At 64.9% G+C, this 16,651-nt stretch carries 16 protein-coding genes; 9 read left to right on the plus strand and 7 right to left on the minus strand.

Annotated elements, in window-relative coordinates; genetic code table 11:
• Position 1 precedes the first annotated feature (1 nt).
• The 7 genes from FRZ40_RS17655 to FRZ40_RS17685 all read right to left on the minus strand — a co-directional run bounded on the left by FRZ40_RS17655 (position 2) and on the right by FRZ40_RS17685 (position 6,315).
• Complete coding sequence (locus tag FRZ40_RS17655; RefSeq protein WP_147236723.1) at positions 2 to 1,195, minus strand: acyl-CoA dehydrogenase family protein; 1,194 nt, start codon at positions 1,193 to 1,195, stop codon at positions 2 to 4.
• 67 nt (positions 1,196 to 1,262) lie between these two features.
• Complete coding sequence (locus tag FRZ40_RS17660; RefSeq protein WP_147234995.1) at positions 1,263 to 2,054, minus strand: citryl-CoA lyase; 792 nt, start codon at positions 2,052 to 2,054, stop codon at positions 1,263 to 1,265.
• Between the two features lie 29 nt (positions 2,055 to 2,083).
• Positions 2,084 to 2,581 carry a MaoC/PaaZ C-terminal domain-containing protein gene (locus FRZ40_RS17665; protein WP_147234996.1) on the minus strand — a complete coding sequence of 166 codons (498 nt, stop codon included), beginning with the start codon at positions 2,579 to 2,581 and terminating at the stop codon, positions 2,084 to 2,086.
• A 10-nt stretch (positions 2,582 to 2,591) separates the two neighbouring features.
• A complete protein-coding gene (locus tag FRZ40_RS17670; protein ID WP_147236724.1) occupies positions 2,592 to 3,740 on the minus strand; it encodes an acyl-CoA dehydrogenase family protein in 1,149 nt (382 codons plus the stop codon).
• 38 nt (positions 3,741 to 3,778) lie between these two features.
• Positions 3,779 to 4,531, minus strand: a complete 753-nt coding sequence (locus FRZ40_RS17675; RefSeq protein ID WP_028364910.1) for an SDR family NAD(P)-dependent oxidoreductase — start codon at positions 4,529 to 4,531, stop codon at positions 3,779 to 3,781.
• A gap of 210 nt (positions 4,532 to 4,741) precedes the next feature.
• On the minus strand, positions 4,742 to 5,089 hold the full coding sequence (locus tag FRZ40_RS17680) for a BON domain-containing protein (protein WP_147234997.1): 348 nt from the start codon (positions 5,087 to 5,089) through the stop codon (positions 4,742 to 4,744).
• 104 nt (positions 5,090 to 5,193) lie between these two features.
• Positions 5,194 to 6,315: a porin gene (locus FRZ40_RS17685; RefSeq protein ID WP_147234998.1), complete on the minus strand. Its 1,122-nt coding sequence runs from the start codon at positions 6,313 to 6,315 to the stop codon at positions 5,194 to 5,196.
• A 334-nt stretch (positions 6,316 to 6,649) separates the two neighbouring features.
• On the opposite strand from FRZ40_RS17685, the gene FRZ40_RS46145 reads away from it, so the two are divergent.
• From FRZ40_RS46145 to FRZ40_RS17725, 9 genes are all read left to right on the plus strand, one after another.
• Entirely contained in the window at positions 6,650 to 8,938 is a 2,289-nt protein-coding gene (locus FRZ40_RS46145) for a winged helix-turn-helix domain-containing protein (protein WP_420873868.1), read from the plus strand.
• Positions 8,860 to 9,483, plus strand: a complete 624-nt coding sequence (locus tag FRZ40_RS46150; protein ID WP_420873869.1) for a helix-turn-helix transcriptional regulator — start codon at positions 8,860 to 8,862, stop codon at positions 9,481 to 9,483. Before FRZ40_RS46145 ends, FRZ40_RS46150 begins: the two co-directional genes overlap by 79 nt.
• A gap of 373 nt (positions 9,484 to 9,856) precedes the next feature.
• Positions 9,857 to 10,996 (plus strand): acyl-CoA dehydrogenase family protein, encoded by a 1,140-nt coding sequence (locus FRZ40_RS17695; protein WP_028364914.1) that lies wholly within the window; start codon positions 9,857 to 9,859, stop codon positions 10,994 to 10,996.
• 31 nt (positions 10,997 to 11,027) lie between these two features.
• Positions 11,028 to 12,212 carry a lipid-transfer protein gene (locus tag FRZ40_RS17700; protein ID WP_147234999.1) on the plus strand — a complete coding sequence of 395 codons (1,185 nt, stop codon included), beginning with the start codon at positions 11,028 to 11,030 and terminating at the stop codon, positions 12,210 to 12,212.
• A 28-nt stretch (positions 12,213 to 12,240) separates the two neighbouring features.
• Positions 12,241 to 12,675: a MaoC family dehydratase N-terminal domain-containing protein gene (locus FRZ40_RS17705; protein WP_028364916.1), complete on the plus strand. Its 435-nt coding sequence runs from the start codon at positions 12,241 to 12,243 to the stop codon at positions 12,673 to 12,675.
• A gap of 13 nt (positions 12,676 to 12,688) precedes the next feature.
• Complete coding sequence (locus tag FRZ40_RS17710) at positions 12,689 to 13,105, plus strand: MaoC family dehydratase (RefSeq protein WP_028364917.1); 417 nt, start codon at positions 12,689 to 12,691, stop codon at positions 13,103 to 13,105.
• 47 nt (positions 13,106 to 13,152) lie between these two features.
• Entirely contained in the window at positions 13,153 to 13,923 is a 771-nt protein-coding gene (locus tag FRZ40_RS17715; RefSeq protein ID WP_147235000.1) for an SDR family NAD(P)-dependent oxidoreductase, read from the plus strand.
• A gap of 311 nt (positions 13,924 to 14,234) precedes the next feature.
• The gene (locus FRZ40_RS17720; RefSeq protein WP_147235001.1) at positions 14,235 to 15,788 is read left to right on the plus strand and encodes an acyl-CoA synthetase; all 1,554 of its coding nucleotides are present in this window, start codon (positions 14,235 to 14,237) and stop codon (positions 15,786 to 15,788) included.
• 45 nt (positions 15,789 to 15,833) lie between these two features.
• Positions 15,834 to 16,610: an enoyl-CoA hydratase-related protein gene (locus tag FRZ40_RS17725; RefSeq protein ID WP_147235002.1), complete on the plus strand. Its 777-nt coding sequence runs from the start codon at positions 15,834 to 15,836 to the stop codon at positions 16,608 to 16,610.
• Positions 16,611 to 16,651: the final 41 nt, after the last annotated feature.

Below are 16,651 nucleotides of genomic sequence, written 5' to 3' on the forward strand. Positions count from 1 at the left end.
CTCACTGTTCGAGGATCGCCTTCGCGATGATCTCTCGTTGCACTTCGTTCGTTCCGCCAAAAATGGTGGGCTTGCGCTGCTCCAGATAGTTGCAGGTCGCGGCGGCTGCATGCACAGCCGCCGGCGTCCAGCCGTCGAAGCCGCCTTCGAGCCAGGACGCGGCATACGGCCACGCGTCCGGGCCCATCACGTCGATCTGGAGTGCTGCGATTTCCTGCTGCAGCTCGGAGCCGCGGATCTTGAGGATCGACGCTTCGACTCCCGCGCCACGACTGCGCGCTTGCGTCGCCACGCGCAGCAGCAGCATTTCGAGCGCCATGATCTCCATGTCGAGGCGCGCGATCTTCTCGCGCACGCGAAAGTCGTCGATCAGCGGCTTGCCGCCCGCCTGAACACAGCCGGCCCATGTCTTGAGCAACCGCATTTCGCGCTGACAGATGCCAACCCCAGCGATGCCGGTGCGCTCGTGGCCCAGCAGATACTTCGCATACGTCCAGCCGGCGTTTTCCTCACCCACGAGATTCTCGAGCGGCACTTTCACGTCGTCGAGCCACACTTCGTTGACGTCGCACGCGCCTTCGATTGTCTCGATCGGCCGCACCGTCACACCTGGCAGGCTCATGTCGATGAGCAGAAGCGAGATGCCCGCCTGCGGCTTCACCTGCGCATCCGTACGCACGAGGCAGAACATCCAGTTCGCGTGCTGTGCGTACGAGGTCCACGTCTTCTGGCCGTTCACGACATAGTGATCGCCCGCGCGCACCGCCCGCGTCTTGAGCGATGCCAGGTCGGAGCCGGCACAGGGCTCCGAGTAACCTTGGCACCACCAGTCCTCCGACGCCACGATGCGCCGCAAAAAGCGCCGATGCTGCGCCTCGTTGCCGAACTTCATCAGCACCGGGCCAATCATGGAAAGGCCGAAGGGCATCTGCCGCGGCGCGCCCGCCACCGCGCACTCCACCTCGAAGAGATGACGCTGCAGCGTGGTCCAGCCCGTGCCGCCGAACGCGACGGGCCAGCCTGGCGCGCCCCAGCCGCGTGCATGCAGGATTCGCTGCCACTGCACGTAATCGTCCCGGCCGAGATGGCGGTGACCCAGCACCTTGTCGCGCAGCGACTCAGGCAGGTTCTCGCGTACGAAGCCCCTCACCTCGTTGCGGAAAGCGAGGTCTTGCCCGGAATAACTCAGATCCATTTCCTGTCCTTGTTTGCTCATGGCCCGCCCGCGGCGGGGTCCCGCCAGCCGGAGAACCCTGACGTCCTCACTTTTGCTTCGGCGTACGAACCGGGATTTCGTTGCGCGGATCCTGGGTCAGCACGAGATCCCACAGTGCCTGGCCGACGGGCTCCTGCCGCTCCTCATAGAGGTGGCCGACGAGGCCGGCCGCACGGCCTACCAGCATGAAGCCGCGCGCGAGCAGCGGGTCGAGACCCATGTCGCCGATGATCGCGCCGATCGCGCCCACCGCGTTGATGGGCAGCGCCTTGCCGAGTTCCTCGCGGAACACGTGCTCGATTGCGACCATCAGGCGCCAGTGTTTGCCGTAATAGCCGTTCTCGCGCGAAACCCGGGCGAGCGTCGCCACGCGCGGGTCGCCGTTCACATGAATCGGGTGGCCCACGCCGTAAATCGGCTGCTTCTTTTCCTTTGCGCGCTGAACGGCCGCACGCGCGCAGGCGAGCAACGCCGATTCGCTCGCGTCGTCGCCCAATTCCTTCGCCGCCTCGATCAGCATCTCCGCCGAGTTCTGCGTGGTGCCGAGAAACACGCTGCCCGCTCCCAGCAGGCCAGCCGCAACAGCCGCCTGCATGGCCTCCGGCGCGCCCAGATAGGTCAGGCGCGCGCTCATGGCGCTCGGCGTGAGGCCGTGGTCGCAGGCGGTCACGAGAATGAGGTTGACCATCCGCTTTTCGCGCTCATCAGGCACGCGGTTCAGGATGGTCAACATCATCGTGTCGACGAAGTCCATCTTGCCGAGGATTTCCTTCGACAGATCCTTGCCGCGTACGGTGATCGTATCGATGGTGGTGTAGCCAATTTCAGTCTTGATCATGATGCTTTCCGTGTTCGATGTACTGTTTGCTACGCGCCGGGGCGCCGGCTCACCATCATCTTCACGAGGCATTCGCAGACGGCCTCGTCCTTCTGGTTCAGCGCGACGCGCCGGAATCCCACGATGCCGCGCGTCGGGTTCGAGGTTTCACGACGGTCCACGACTTCGATGCGTGCCTTGATGGTGTCGCCGATCAACGTGGGCTTCGGAAACCGGTAGTTCACTTCCAGCATGCCAATGAGCGAGGGCTCGAGCAGCTGGTTGACCACCGTGCGGGTATTGAGCCCCGATACGATCGAGGCGACCAGCATGCCGTGCGCGATGCGCTTGCCCCAGGCGGTGCCGGCGGCGTATTCGGCGTCCACGTGCACACGGTTGTAGTCGGCGGAGAGCGCGGCGAAGCTGACGACGTCGGCTTCAGTTACGGTGCGGCTCGCCGTATCGAACCGCAGACCGGGTGTCATGTCTTCCCAGAAGTAGCGCAGAGCCGAAACGGCCTCGGGCAAGAGTTCCAGTGCGGTCGTCATAGCCCTCCCCTTAGACGATGGCCGACATGCCGAGCACTTCGCGACCCACAATGAGCGTTTGCACTTCCGCCGTGCCTTCCGGAATGACGCCGCCGCTCGTGTCACGGAAGATGCGCTCGAGCGGATACTCCGTGGAATAGCCGAGCCCGCCGTGCACGGCGATGGCGATCTTGGCCACTTCGTGCGCGGCCTCAGCGGCGTACAGCTTCGCGATCGAGCATTCGATGCGCGAAGGCAGCCCCTTTTGAAGTGAAACAGCCGCCTTGTAGCCGAGCGCGCGCGCTGCCTCCACGCGCACCATCATGTCGACGATATGCTTCTGGACGAGCTGAAACTGGCCAATAGGCTTGCCAAACTGCTTTCGCGTCTTCGCATATTCGACCGACATATCCAGCGCCGCCTGCGCGGCCCCGACGGCGCCCATCGCGATGTTCATGCGACCGTAGTTCAGGCCGATAGCCATCAACCTGAGCGCGGCGCCTTCCTCGCCAAGCAGGTTTTCCTTTGGTATGCGCACGTTATCGAGGAACAGTTCCGAGGTACCCGACGCCTTGAGCACCATCTTATCGACGAGGCGGGCTTCGATGGGCGTGTCGGACCTGTCGATCAGGAATAGCGATGGCGCGCCGTCCGAGGTCGGGCTGTAAGTACGCGCCAGCACGATCAAATAGTCCGCGGCCACGCCATTAGTTATCCAGAGCTTCGTGCCGTTGAGAAGGTAGTGGTCGCCCTTGTCATCGGCGCGCGTTTCGACGCCGGCTGGATTCGAACCGTGGTTGGGCTCGCTGAACGCCACGCAGACGGCCTTTTCCGACGCGAGCGCCGCCGCCAGGAAGTGCGCCTTCTGCTGCTCGGTGCCGTAGTGGCCTACGAGACGCAGGAACACGTTGGTGATGTTGACGATGGTGCGCAGCGATCCCCAGAAGTAGCCGCATTCCTCCAGCATCATCGCCCACGTGACGAAGTCGAGACCCAGGCCGCCCGACGCCTCGGGCAGCAGGCCGCCGATATAGCCGAACTGGCTCATGCCCGCCAGCAGGTCGAGCGGAATGTTGCGTGCCTTCTCGCATTCGTCGATGCGGGGCATCACTTCCTTGCGCATGTAGCGGCGGATGCTGTCGCGCAAGGCGATCTGATCCGCGTCGAATTCAAAATCCATCATTTGACCTCTTCAGTTGCTTTCCTGCACCATTCGCATTACGAAGAAAAACGCCCGCCCGTCACGTAGAGCGTGACGCCCGTTATATAGCGCGCGCGCTCGGACGCCATGAACGCGACGGCCGAGGCGATGTCGTCGGGCGTTCCGAGAAAGCCGACAGGATTGCGTTCGATAGCGTTGTCGCGCAGCGTTACGTAGGTGGGGTTGGCGCGCATGAGTTCCGTTTCCACGAAGCCCGGCGCGATCGCGTTCACGGTGATGCCGAACCTGGCCTGCTCCAGCGAAAGCGCGCGCGTGAAACCCACGAGGCCGAGCTTGGCCGTGCTGTAGTTGGTCTGCCCCGGGTTGCCGAACACCGAGCGCGACGAGATGTTCACGATGCGCCCCCACTTGCGTTCCATCATGCCGGGCAGCACCGCGCGGCTGCAGTGAAATGCGCCTTTGAGGATCGTGTCGACCACGGCGTCCCACTCCGTCTCGTCCATCTTCGTCAGGTACCGGTCCTTGTTGAAGCCGGCGTTGTTGACGAGGATGTCGACGCTGCCGAAGGCTTCCGTGGCCTGCGCGACCATGCGCGTTACGGCGTCGCGGTCGCAGACATCGCAGCGCACGGCGATCGCTTTCGCGCCGCCCGCGTCGAGTTCGGCCGCAACCTGTTCCGCGGCGGCAAGATCGATGTCCGAGATGACCACACGCGCGCCTTCGCGCGCCAGCGAGCGTGCGACTTGCGCGCCAATGCCGCGACCGCTTCCCGTCACGAGTGCGACTTTCCCGGCGATTCCGAGATCCATGTTGTGCTCCTCCATTGGTGTCGGCACAGACTAAAGGTTCGCCACAAGGCCTTCAACGCAGAAAACGGGGGGGGCGCTGCTGCGATTCGGGTGGCTGGTTCGACGGCCCCGCTCAAGGCGCGAAGACCCTCGATCAAGGCGCTGTCACGGGACACACAACAGGAAGCAGCGTGAGCCCGGTGTGGTTGCAGCCCGCTCCTTTGGCGCGCGTCAGAACGTCGAGAGCGTGAGCGAGTTCGTCACCGCGGTGACGCCTGGCACCCCCTGCGCCGCGCGTGTGGCAAGATCCACCTGCGCCTCCTCGGGCACCGTCCCCTGCAGCGCGACCACGCCGCCCTTCACGCGAACCGTGATGGCGCGGCTTTGCAGACCCTTCGTCCGGCTCAAGGCACGCACCACCTGCTTTCTGAGCACGCGATCGGCGTCCTTCGCAGTCGCGCCGGATGCCGCCACGGCCTGCGGCGCAGAGCCGGAATCGGCGGGTTGAGCCCGCGCCTCCAAGATGCCGGACAAAGCCAGCACCCCTACTGCGATCAGGTTCGATACGGTCGATTTCATCGTTATCCTCATGTTCATTTCATCTGTCGGGACGGGTCCCGGGTCCCGTGTGCCCCTCCCTGCCCGCGCGGCAAATGCGGCGCGCGGGCGTCGAGAGGAACCGCTCAGAAACGGTGCGTCATGCCGAGTACGGCCAGCACCTGCTTCGAACCGGGCGGCACCGCCGCGATCCCCGGCCAGCTCGTGCTTGAGCTGCCGTTGTTCTTCAGGTAACCCACACGCGCATAGAGCGCCGTGCGCTTGGACAGACTGTGATCCGCGCCCAGCTCGACGCCGACCGCGTTGTCGTGCACACCGCGCACGTTTCGCTCGACGCCGGCGATCTCGATCGTATCCGCCGCGCTCACCTGAATCGTCGCGCCTGCTTCCGCGATGCTGTATGAGTGAGCCGCGCCCAGTATCGCTGCCAGCGAATGCGCGGCGGGATCCTTGGACCGGTTGTACGAATAGTTCGCCTGCAGATTCACGATGCCGATGCGATACGCGAGGGCGGCCGTGAAGTGTTCCGCTCCGAGCAGGCCGAGCGGTACGGGCAATCCCGGCACGACTTCCGTTCCGGAATGCTGGTTCGAATACCCGATCCCTGCGTAGAAGCCGTATCCGGTATAGGTCGCGGCGACGTCGAGGAAGTTGCCGGTGGTGGCCACCACCGGCTGCGTGGAGCTCGCAGCGAAGCCGTACATGCCGTAGAACTTGAATCCGCCGACGCTCGGCGACGTGTAGACCATCGAGTTGCTCACCCGGCCTGGCTGATACTGGCTCGCAATCGTGTTGCGATCGGTTCCCTGTGCCAGAGCCATCGCCGCCAGCGGCGAGAGCACTTCGTCGGCACGGAACGGATCCGACGGATAAAGCGCCCAGAAAGTGGGCTGATACTGCCTGCCGAACGTGAGCGATCCATATCGATCGTGCGACAGCCCCACCCACGCCTGGCGGTAAAACAGCGCCGAGCTGTCCACGAAGAACGAACCGTTGTTGACGTTGAAGCCGTTCTCGACATCGAAGATCGCCTTCAGGCCGTTGCCCAGATCCTCGCGCCCTCTCAAACCGAACATCGATCCTGTATTGCCGCCACTTCGTTCGGAAAACGAATGTTTTCCGCCGTTGTCAAGATACTGCACGAACACGTCGACTACCCCGTAGAGCGTCACACTCGACTGCGCCGTCGCACAGCCCGTGGCGAGTACCATCGTTGCTCCACACATCCCCTGCCAAATCAAACGCATGCACGTCTCCTCGTGGTGTTTGCCGCGCTTTCCGGACGCGGATTGATGCGAATCCCGTCGGATGCCTCACACCCGGCAGATGAAAGGCGTGCCACCATGTTGACGAAACAATTTCGCGCCTCCCCCACCCCGAATGGGGTAGGGAGGGGAATACCCGAAGACGTCGGCGTGCCCGCCCACCCGATCCGGGTAGGCGCGCTGCCACCCGCGCGCAGCGGACCACGCGGCGGGCACGCGGCGGGCACCGCGTCAGGCCGGAACGCCACGGCGTTACAATGCCCAACGTCGTTTCGTCGTCCGACGGCCCGCCGCACGCGGCTGCCATGATCGCAAGGTGAAAGTCGCTATGCCGCAACATCGGCCACCCACTGAAACACCACCGTCCCGCACCGCGCCCGGCGAATTCAACCCCAAGCCGAGGCTTTCCCCACCTCGCAGCACGTCGCGCCTCGTCGTGCGCGAACGCCTCCTGAATCAGCTGCTCGAGGCGCGGCGCAAGCGCTGTATCGTCGTGCAGGGACCAGCCGGTTGTGGCAAGACGACGACGCTCACGATCTGGCGCGAGGAATTGCTGCTGCTGGGTTTTGACGTGCCGTGGCTCACACTCACTGCTGAGGACAACGACATGTCGGCCTGCCTCGGCTACCTCGTGGCGAGCCTGACCCAGGTCGATCCGGCTCTGACCTGCGAGGCTGCCTTGCTGGGTGGTCGCGGCAGCGACGCCGAAGCGGTCGAGCGCACGCTGATCGCCCTCGTCAGCGCGATCGCGAGTTATCCGAACGATCTCATGCTGATACTCGACGATTTCCACCTGGTCGCCGACAACCGCGTTCACGAGGCGTTCCAGTGGCTGCTCGACTACGCGCCGCCGAACCTCCACCTGGCACTGGCCACACGTACGACTCCGTCGCTGTCGCTGGGCCGGCTGCGCGACCAGGGGCTGTTGCTGGAACTCGACATGCGCGATCTGCGCTTCACGCTAGCCGAGTCCGAGGCCTTCCTGAAAACGCAGATCGCGAACGTTGGCCAGCGCGAGGCCCGGCGCCTGCACGAACTCACCGACGGCTGGATTGCAGGCCTGCAACTGCTCGCCATCGGCCTCAAGAAGAACAAGCAGGTGATCTCAGAACTGGCGGCGGAAGACGAATTCCTGCACCCCGCCCTGAGAGATGCGCCGGCGTTCGCCGACTATTTCCAGCGCCAGATTCTCTCGCGCCTCCTGCCGCTCGAAGTCGAGCTGCTCGTCAGGATGTCGGCCTGCACGCGGATGTGCCCTTCGCTGTGCGAGGCGTTGATCGCCGACGCGCAGCACGCTACCGGGATCGTGCCGCTGCTTTCGAAGCTCGCGGCCGACAACTTCTTCATTGCGCCGCTCGAGCAGCCGGCGGGCGTCGTCTGGTATCGCCTGAACCCGCTCTTCCGCGAAACGCTGCTCGCCCGTTTGCGCTCGCGCAGCGAGGCGCAGCAACGCGACATTCATCGCGCGGCCTGGCTGTGGTTCCGCGACCACGGGCATCCCGACGAAGCAGTGCGCCACGCACTGCTGGCTGGCGAACCGGGCGCCGCGGCCGATCTCGTCCAGCAGGTCGCCCGCGACATGCAGCGCGCCGGCAGCCTGCGCAAGCTCGTGCGGCTCATGCGCCTGTTGCCGGCGGCCGAAATCCAGGCCCGCCCCGGACTCCAGTTGTGGACCTTGCAGCTTGATGTGTACGCGCGCGACTTCGACGCCTGCGCGGCCACCATTGCCCGGCTCAAGTCCGGCATGCCGACCGGCGACGCCCGCTCGCGCTACCGCCTCGTCCTGCTGGAGGGCGCCGCCGCGGTCCAGCGCGACGACATCCAGTCCGCCATCAACGTGATGCCCGAACTGCTCGTTCCACCCGCCAATGCCGACGGCTGGCACATCACGCCGCGCAACGGCATCCTCGCCTGGATCTACCTGCGCGCCGGCAAGTACGAGGAAGCGCGCCGTATTCAGGAAGAGTCCGCGCAGATCCTCGTGGACGGCGCCCCGCTGCTCGGCACCTCGGGGGCGTGCTCAGCGGGCGCTGCATCGCGGGGTTCAGCCATGCGATGGAGGGCAACTTCGCGAAGGCGGAGCGAATCGGGCGCGACGTGCTGTTCGAAGCGGAAAAGCTCGGCGCGGCGGCGATCGACGCCGCCTGTATTGCCGCCGGCCTGCTCGGCGAAGTGCATTACGAAGCCAACCAGCTCCGGGCGGCGAGAAAGCTGCTGGAGGACCGCGTGGACGTGCTCGAGCGCATCTCCATTCCTGAATCGGTCTTGCGCGTCCTGCTCGTGCTTTCGGCCGCCCACTGGGTGGCCGGGCATCAGCTCGATGCGTTCGCCTACATCGAGCGTCTCGAAGAGTATGCGTCGCGCTACGGTGTCGATCGCCTGCTTGTCTACAGCCTCGCGGAGCAGGTTCGCCGGCATCTGCAGTCGGGGCAGTTCGATACGGCTCACGCCATCCTCGACAGGCTCGATGCAGTGGCTCTCCGCTATGCCTCGTCCAACGAGATCACCTCGGCCGAGATCCGCGTCATGTCCGAACGCGCGCGTATCGACTGGTGTATCGCAAAACGGGAGACCGACAACGCGCTCGAACGGCTCGCTGCGCTGATTGCACAGTGCGAAGCGTACGGATGGCAACGTCACGTCGCGCAGTTCCAGATGCTGACGGCCCTTGTCGAGTTTCAGCGCGGCGGGGCAAAAGCCGCGCGGCAAAACGCGATTGCCGCGCTGCGCAACGGACACCGCCTGGGGTTGATCCGCAGCATCCTCGACGTCGACGCCGACGTCTTCAAGCTGATTGACACGGTCATGTCGGCAGAGCCAGTCGATCCCGTGCTGAACTTCTACGTGCAGCGGCTGCGCGCGACCGGGGACGCGGCGAAACCTGATCCGCTCCCGTCCGATCAGGCGGGCAAGCGCACTGCGGGGTCAACGAGCCTCGCCATCCTGAGCGAACGGGAATCGAAAGTGGTGCGGCTGCTCGGCCAGGCGCTGCCCAACAAGAAAATTGCGCGCACGCTGGGCATCTCGCCTGAAACCGTCAAGTGGCACCTGAAGAACATCTACAGCAAACTGGGTGTCTCCTGCCGCGACGAAGCCGTCAAGCGCATGCGCGATGTCGAACTTGGCGAGGGCGGTGGCAGCGCGGCCTGAAGTCCCGCTCGCCGACACTCGCACCGTGGCACTGGGCGCCCTCCGCCCTCGTGCCCCCGCCCCGCCCGGCGCCCCCCTGTCCGGGTGGTTATTCCGCCACAGCAAACACCCTATTCTGGTTCTCGCGGGAAAGACGCGGTTGCCGCGCTTGCTGTCGTTGCAACTCCCGGCTCTGGGCCGAGGCTCGTCGGGATTGCGCACGCAACTCCCCCAGGCCGCCCGTTTCGGGTCCGGTGCATCGGCACTCCGCCAATCCATTCATATTCCGGGTTAGCTGGAGCCCACGCGGTTGCGCGCCGCAAGCATGCGCGCAAGCGTCACGCAAGGCGCCGCCCCGTTCGAAGAGACACCATTCACGTTCAGGACCCAGCACATGCATATCAACCGCACCGTCCTTCGCGACGATCACGAAATGCTCCGCACGACGGCACGCCGCTTCTTCGAGCGCGAGTGCCTGCCGAAACAGGCCGAGTGGGACAAGGCCGGCCAGGTCGATCGCGAAACATGGCTGAAAGCTGGCCGCGAGGGCCTCCTGTGCGTCACGCTGCCAACCGGATACGGCGGCGGCGGCGGCGACTTCGGCCATGCCGCCGTGCTCAATGAGGAAGTGAACCGGGCCGGCCTGAGCGGGCTCGGCTTCGGCGTGCACTCGGACATCATCGCTCCGTACATCGCCCGCCTCGGCAACGAGGAGCAGAAGCGCAAGTGGCTGCCGACGGTCTGCTCCGGCGCAAGCATTCTCGCCATCGCCATGACGGAGCCCGGCACGGGCAGCGACCTCAAGGCCGTGCGCACGACGGCCGTGCGCGACGGCGACGAATACATCATCAATGGCAGCAAGACCTTCATCAGCAACGGCCTGTCCGCAGACCTCATCATCGTGATCTGCAAGACCGACCCAGCCGCAGGCTCCAAGGGCGTGAGCCTGATCGTCGTCGAGGCGTCCCGCGCGGGCGTTCGCCGCGGCCGTAAGCTCGACAAGGTCGGCATGCATGCCCAGGACACGGCCGAACTCTTTTTCGAGGACGTGCGCGTGCCCGTCAGCAACCGTCTGGGCGAGGAAGGCAAAGGCTTCATCTATCTGATGGGCGAGCTGCCCCAGGAACGCCTCTCGATCGCTATCGGCGCGGCCGCGCGCCTCGAAGCATGCCTCGAGCACACGCTGAACTACGTGAAGGAGCGCAAGGCCTTCAACCAGACCGTGTGGGACTTCCAGAACACAAAGTTCAAGCTCGCCGACATCAAGGCGCAGGCCACCGCCGTGCGGCTCACGATCGACCACTATCTGGCCGAGCACATGCGCCGCCGCCTCACGCTCGAGGAAGCGGCCATCGCCAAACTCTTCGCCACCGAGTCGCTCGGCAAGGCGCTCGACGAGATGGTCCAGTTGCACGGCGGCTATGGCTACATGCTCGAGTACCCCGTCGCACGCGCCTTTGCCGATTCGCGCGTCAACCGGATCTATGGCGGCACCAGCGAAGTCATGCGCGAGCTCATCGCCCGCAAGCTGTAACTCCCGATTTTCTCAACCAAGGATCCACAACATGAGCCATAAAGTCTATATCGCCGGTGTCGGCATGATCCCGTTCAGGAAGCCCGGTGCGAGTGAAACGTACGACGCGATGGGCGCAGGCGCCGTGCGCCAGGCGCTCGAAGACGCCGGCCTCGCATACAACGACGTGCAGCAGGCCTATGCCGGCTACGTCTACGGCGATTCGACCTGCGGGCAAAAGGCCCTCTATCACGTCGGCATGACGGGCATCCCTGTCATCAACGTCAACAACAACTGCGCGACGGGCTCGTCGGCGCTGTTCCTCGCGCGTCAGGCCGTGCAGAGCGGCGCAGTCGAGTGCGCGCTTGCCGTCGGCTTCGAATTCATGAAGCCGGGCCCGCTCATGTCGAACTGGACGGACCGCGCGCCTGCGCTCGAACGCGCCCACAAGCTGGTGAGCGAACTCGTCGGCCGCGAGGACATCCCCTCAGCAATCCGCCAGTTCGCCGGAGCAGGCAAGGCCCACATGGACAAATACGGCACGAAGCTCGAGACCTTCGCGAAGATCCGCGCCAAGGCCAGCGAGCACGCCGCGCGCAACCCGCTCGCTGTGTTCCGCAATGTCGTCAGCACCGAAGACGTAATGAACGCGCCCATGCTGTGGGAAGGCGTCATCACGCGCCTGATGGCCTGCCCTCCGACCTGCGGCGGCGCAGCAGCCATTGTCGTGTCGGAAGCGTTCGCGAAGAAGCGCGGCCTGCGCACCGACGTCCTCATCGCGGCCCAGTCGGTCACCACCGACCTCCCGAGCACCTATGACGCGCGCGACATGATCCGCGTGGTCGGCTTTGACATGTCGCGCCTCGCCGCACAGCAGGTCTATGAAGAGGCCGGAATCGGCCCGAAGGACATCGACGTGATCGAGCTGCACGACTGCTTCGCGCAGAACGAGCTGATCACCTATGAAGCACTGGGCCTGTGCCCCGAAGGCGGCGCCGAAAAGCTCGTCAACGACGGCGACAACACCTACGGCGGACAGTGGGTCGTGAACCCGTCGGGCGGCCTGCTCTCGAAGGGCCACCCGCTCGGCGCAACGGGCCTCGCGCAGTGCTACGAACTCACGCACCAGCTGCGCGGCACGGCCGGCGACCGGCAGGTACCAGGCGCGAAAGTCGCGCTCGCGCACAACGTCGGTCTGGGCGGCGCATGCGTCGTGACGGCCTACCAATCCGCCTGATGCGGCGCGAGCGCAAGGAGCCCATGACATGATCGACAGGAAACATATCGGCATGACGCTGCCGGTGTTCAAGGCGACGGCAGACGCATGGCGTCTGCGCTTCTTCGCCAAGGCTATCGGCGAGACTAACGCGGTCTACTTCGACGAAGCGGCGGCGCACGATGCAGGCCATCCTGCGCCGCCGCTGCCACCCACGTTCCTGTTCTCACTCGAATTCGAGCAGCCTTCGACGAACTGGCGGGCAGACCTCGGCATCGTGCCAGAGCGCATCCTGCACGGCGAGCAGTCGTTCACCTACCATCGCATGGCCCATGCCGGCGACGTGCTGCAGTTCGAGAGCCGCATCAGCGGCATCTACGAGAAAAAGGGCGGCGCGCTCACATTCATCGTGCGCGACACGCGCGTCACCAACCAGCACGGTCAGCACGTTGCCGACCTGCGCAGCGTCATCGTCCAGCGCTAACGGGAACATACGCATGAGCACCCTTACTTTCGACACCGTCAACGTCGGCGACACCCTGCCCGCGCTGACGCTGCCCGCCGTGAACCGTACCACCCTCGCCCTCTTCGCGGGCGCCTCGGGCGACCACAACGCCGTCCACATCGACATCGACTATGCGCGCCGCGCCGGCATGCCCGACGTGTTCGCTCACGGCATGCTCTCGATGGCCTGGCTCGGCCGCCTGCTCACGCAGTGGGTCGATCAGCGCCAGGTGCGCCAGTTCGGCGTGCGCTTCGTGGGCATCACGCAGCTTGGCCACCAGATCAGCTGCACCGGCAAGGTGGTCGAGAAGTTCGAAGCGGATGGTGAAAAGCGCGTGCGGCTCGAAATCCAGACAGCCAACCAGTATGGCGAGCCGCGCATCGTCGGCGACGCCGTGGTAGCGCTTTGACCAATACGCGTCGATTGACGTACTACTCGATTCCAGGAGACAGCAGGATGGGAAAACTTGATGGCAAGGTGGCGCTCGTCACCGGCTCGGGCCGCGGCATCGGGCGCGCAATCGCGGAAAAGCTCGCGAGCGAAGGCGCGCGCATTGTCGTGAACGATCTGGACGCCGCACCGGCGCACGAGACGGTCGAAGCGCTGAAGCAGACGGGCGCCGAGGCCGTGGCCTGCGTGGGCAACGTCACGGCACCCGACTTCGCGGACCGCTTCATCGGCACTGCAATGAGTGCGTTCAAAAGCATCGACATCATCGTCAACAACGCCGGCTTCACGTGGGACGACGTCGTCCAGCGCATGACGGACGAGCAGTGGTACGCGATCCTCGACTGCCACATGACCGCGCCGTTCCGCATCCTGCGCGCGGCCTACCCGCATATCAAGGCGCTGCACGCCGCCGACAGGGAAGCCGGCCGCGAGGTGTATCGCAAGGTCGTGAACATCTCATCCACATCGGCGCTGAACGGCAACGCCGGCCAGATGAACTACTCGTCGGCGAAGGCCGGCGTGATCGGCATGACACGCGCACTGGCACGCGAATGGGGACGCTTCAACGTCAACGTCAACGCGGTGGCGTTCGGCCTGATTCATACGCGCATGACGGTCAGCACAGAAGAAGCCGCGTCGGTGAAGATCGAGGGCCGCGACATCCGCGTCGGCGTGAATGCCGAGATGCTCAAGGCGCACGCCATGCGCAACCCGTTGGGCCGCGGCGGCACGACCGGGGAAGCTGCCGGCGGCGTTTATCTGTTCTGCTCGCCCTAGTCGAATTACATCACCGGTCAAACGATCGCGGTTGCAGGCAACCTGCAGTAATACGGACATCGCGGTCGCGGGTAGTATGCGGTAATCGACCCATATGTCCGTTACCCCGCGCGCCGGCCTTGTTCGCGGTACAACGAAAAAGCAGCGCGGCCCGCCGAAACGGGATGCCGCGGCTCGCGACGCGACCGTCACACGGTATCCGGCGTGCGCAAGGACGTACTTGCCACGCAACAACGACCGTCCGCAACCATCTTGCATGGAGCCGGAGTAAGACGCTCGAGCGCCAACTCCGGCCGAAAAAGGAGACAGGCTTGTATCTCACCCATTGCCTTCATCGCGCATTGCAGCAGACGCCCGACCAGATCGCGACGATCTTCCGCGGCCGCAAGCGCACCTGGCGCGAATTCAGCGACCGCGTCGCCCGCCTGGCCCACGGACTGCAGAAGGCAGGCATGGCGCCGGGCGACCGCGTGGGCATGCTCGCGCTCAATTCCGACCGCTACTGTGAGTACATGATGGCGGTCTGGTGGGGCGGCGGCGTGCTGAATCCCGTCAATATCCGCTGGAGCGTGCCCGAAATCGTCTACTCGCTCAACGATTGCGACACGCACATCCTCATCGTCGACGACAACTTCGCACACCTTGCCGACGGCATCTGCGAGACGGCCGCGCACGCTCCCACGCTCATCCATGCCGGGGATGGCGACGCGCCCGCCGGCATGCTGTCCTACGAACGCCTGATCGCGGAGCACGCCCCCGTCGAAGACGCGCGCCGCGGCTACGAAGATCTGGCGGCGATCATGTACACGGGTGGCACGACGGGATTCCCAAAGGGCGTCATGCAAAGCCACCGGGCGCTGTGGACAGGCTCCGTCCACCGGCTCGCCGACATCCCGGCCCTCGCCGGCACGCGGGTGCTCATCAGCGCGCCGCTGTTCCATATCGCGTCGATGGCGGGCTCGCTCATGCGCTTCATTCGCGGCGAAGTTCAGGTGATCATTCCGGCGTTCAACGCTGCCGAAGTACTTGAGACCATCGAGCGCGAACGCATTACCGAGGCCTCTCTGGTGCCCGTCATGATCCAGGCCATGATTGCGCATCCAGACTTCGCGCACCGCGATCTGCGCAGCCTGAAACGTCTATCCTATGGCGCCTCGCCGATGACGGCGGCCGTGCTCGAAAAGACGCTTGCCATGCTGCCCGGCGTGGAATTCACCCATTCGTACGGCCTGACCGAGGCGATGATTTTGTCCTCGAACCCGCCCGAGAATCATGGCGAAGCGGCGCGCAAGACGGGGTTGCATGCATCGGCAGGACGCCCGGTCCTCGGCGTAGAACTCCGGATCGTGGATAGCGAAGACCACGAGGTGCCGCGCGGCACTGTGGGCGAAATCGTCGTTCGCGGCCCCACCGTGATGCAGGCGTACTGGAACAAGCCCGAGGAATCCGCCAGAGCCATGCGCAACGACTGGTTCCATACCGGCGACGGCGGGTACATGAACGACGAGGGATACATCTTCATCGTCGACCGCATGAAGGACATGATCGTCAGCGGCGGCGAGAACGTCTATTCGGCGGAGGTGGAGAACACGATCTCGCGCCATCCGCAGGTCGCGATCTGCGCGGTCATCGGCGTACCCCACGAAATCTGGGGCGAAGCCGTACATGCGATCGTCGTCCTGAAAGCCGGCGCAACGGTGACCGAAGACGGGATCCGCGCGCACTGCCGCGAATTTATCGCGGGCTACAAGTGTCCCAAGACCGTCGAGTTCCGCACGGAGCTGCCCATGTCCGCCGCCGGCAAGATACTCAAGCGTGACCTGCGCGTACCGTACTGGGAAGGCAAGAAACGCAGCGTCAACTGAAAGGCGCGGTACAACGCACGCACGTCCAACGCACCAAGGCATTCCATGACTGAACCCGTCCTATACACCGTCGAAGCAGGCGTCGCGATGCTGGTCCTGAACCGGCCCGACGTTCTCAATGCACTGAACAGCGAACTCGTGAGCGCACTAGGCGAAGCCGTCAAGCGCGCCGCCACCGACCCGGCAGTACGCGCCGTCGTGCTCACGGGAGCCGGCCGCGGTTTTTCTGCGGGCGCCGACCTGAAGCGCCCCCACAGCGGCGGCAATACGGCAGCGGAGTTGCTGCGTACGCTACTGAATCCACTGATTCTGTCGCTGCGCGCGCTGCCCAAGCCGCTGATCACCGTCGTCAACGGCGTGGCGGCGGGAGCGGGCATGAGTCTCGCGCTCGCCGGGGACGTCGTGCTGGCCGCGCAGTCGGCCACCTTCGTGCCGGCCTTCACGAAGATCGGCCTCGTTCCGGACGCAGGCAGTACATACTTCCTGCCCCGCTATGCCGGTGAGATGCGCGCGCGCGCCATCGCGATCCTCGGCGAAAAGATCGATGCCGCCGAGGCGCAACGCCTGGGTCTTGTCTGGAAGGTCCATGCCGACGACGAACTTGCCAGCGCGAGCGCCGCGCTCGCCCGTCATCTCGCGGAGATGCCGACGCGCGCCTACGCGCTGACCAAAGCGGCGCTCAACGCCAGCCTGGACCACGACCTCGCGACCCAACTCGATCGCGAGGCAACCTTGCAGGCAGAGGCTGTTCAGACGCACGACGTGCGCGAGGCCCTGGCGGCGTTTGTCGAAAAACGCACGGCCAGGTTCCTGGGACGATAAGTCATCCTCTCCATATAAAAAAAGTGGTCTGGGCGGATTTT

It is taken from the genome of Paraburkholderia azotifigens (assembly GCF_007995085.1).
Lineage (GTDB): Bacteria > Pseudomonadota > Gammaproteobacteria > Burkholderiales > Burkholderiaceae > Paraburkholderia > Paraburkholderia azotifigens.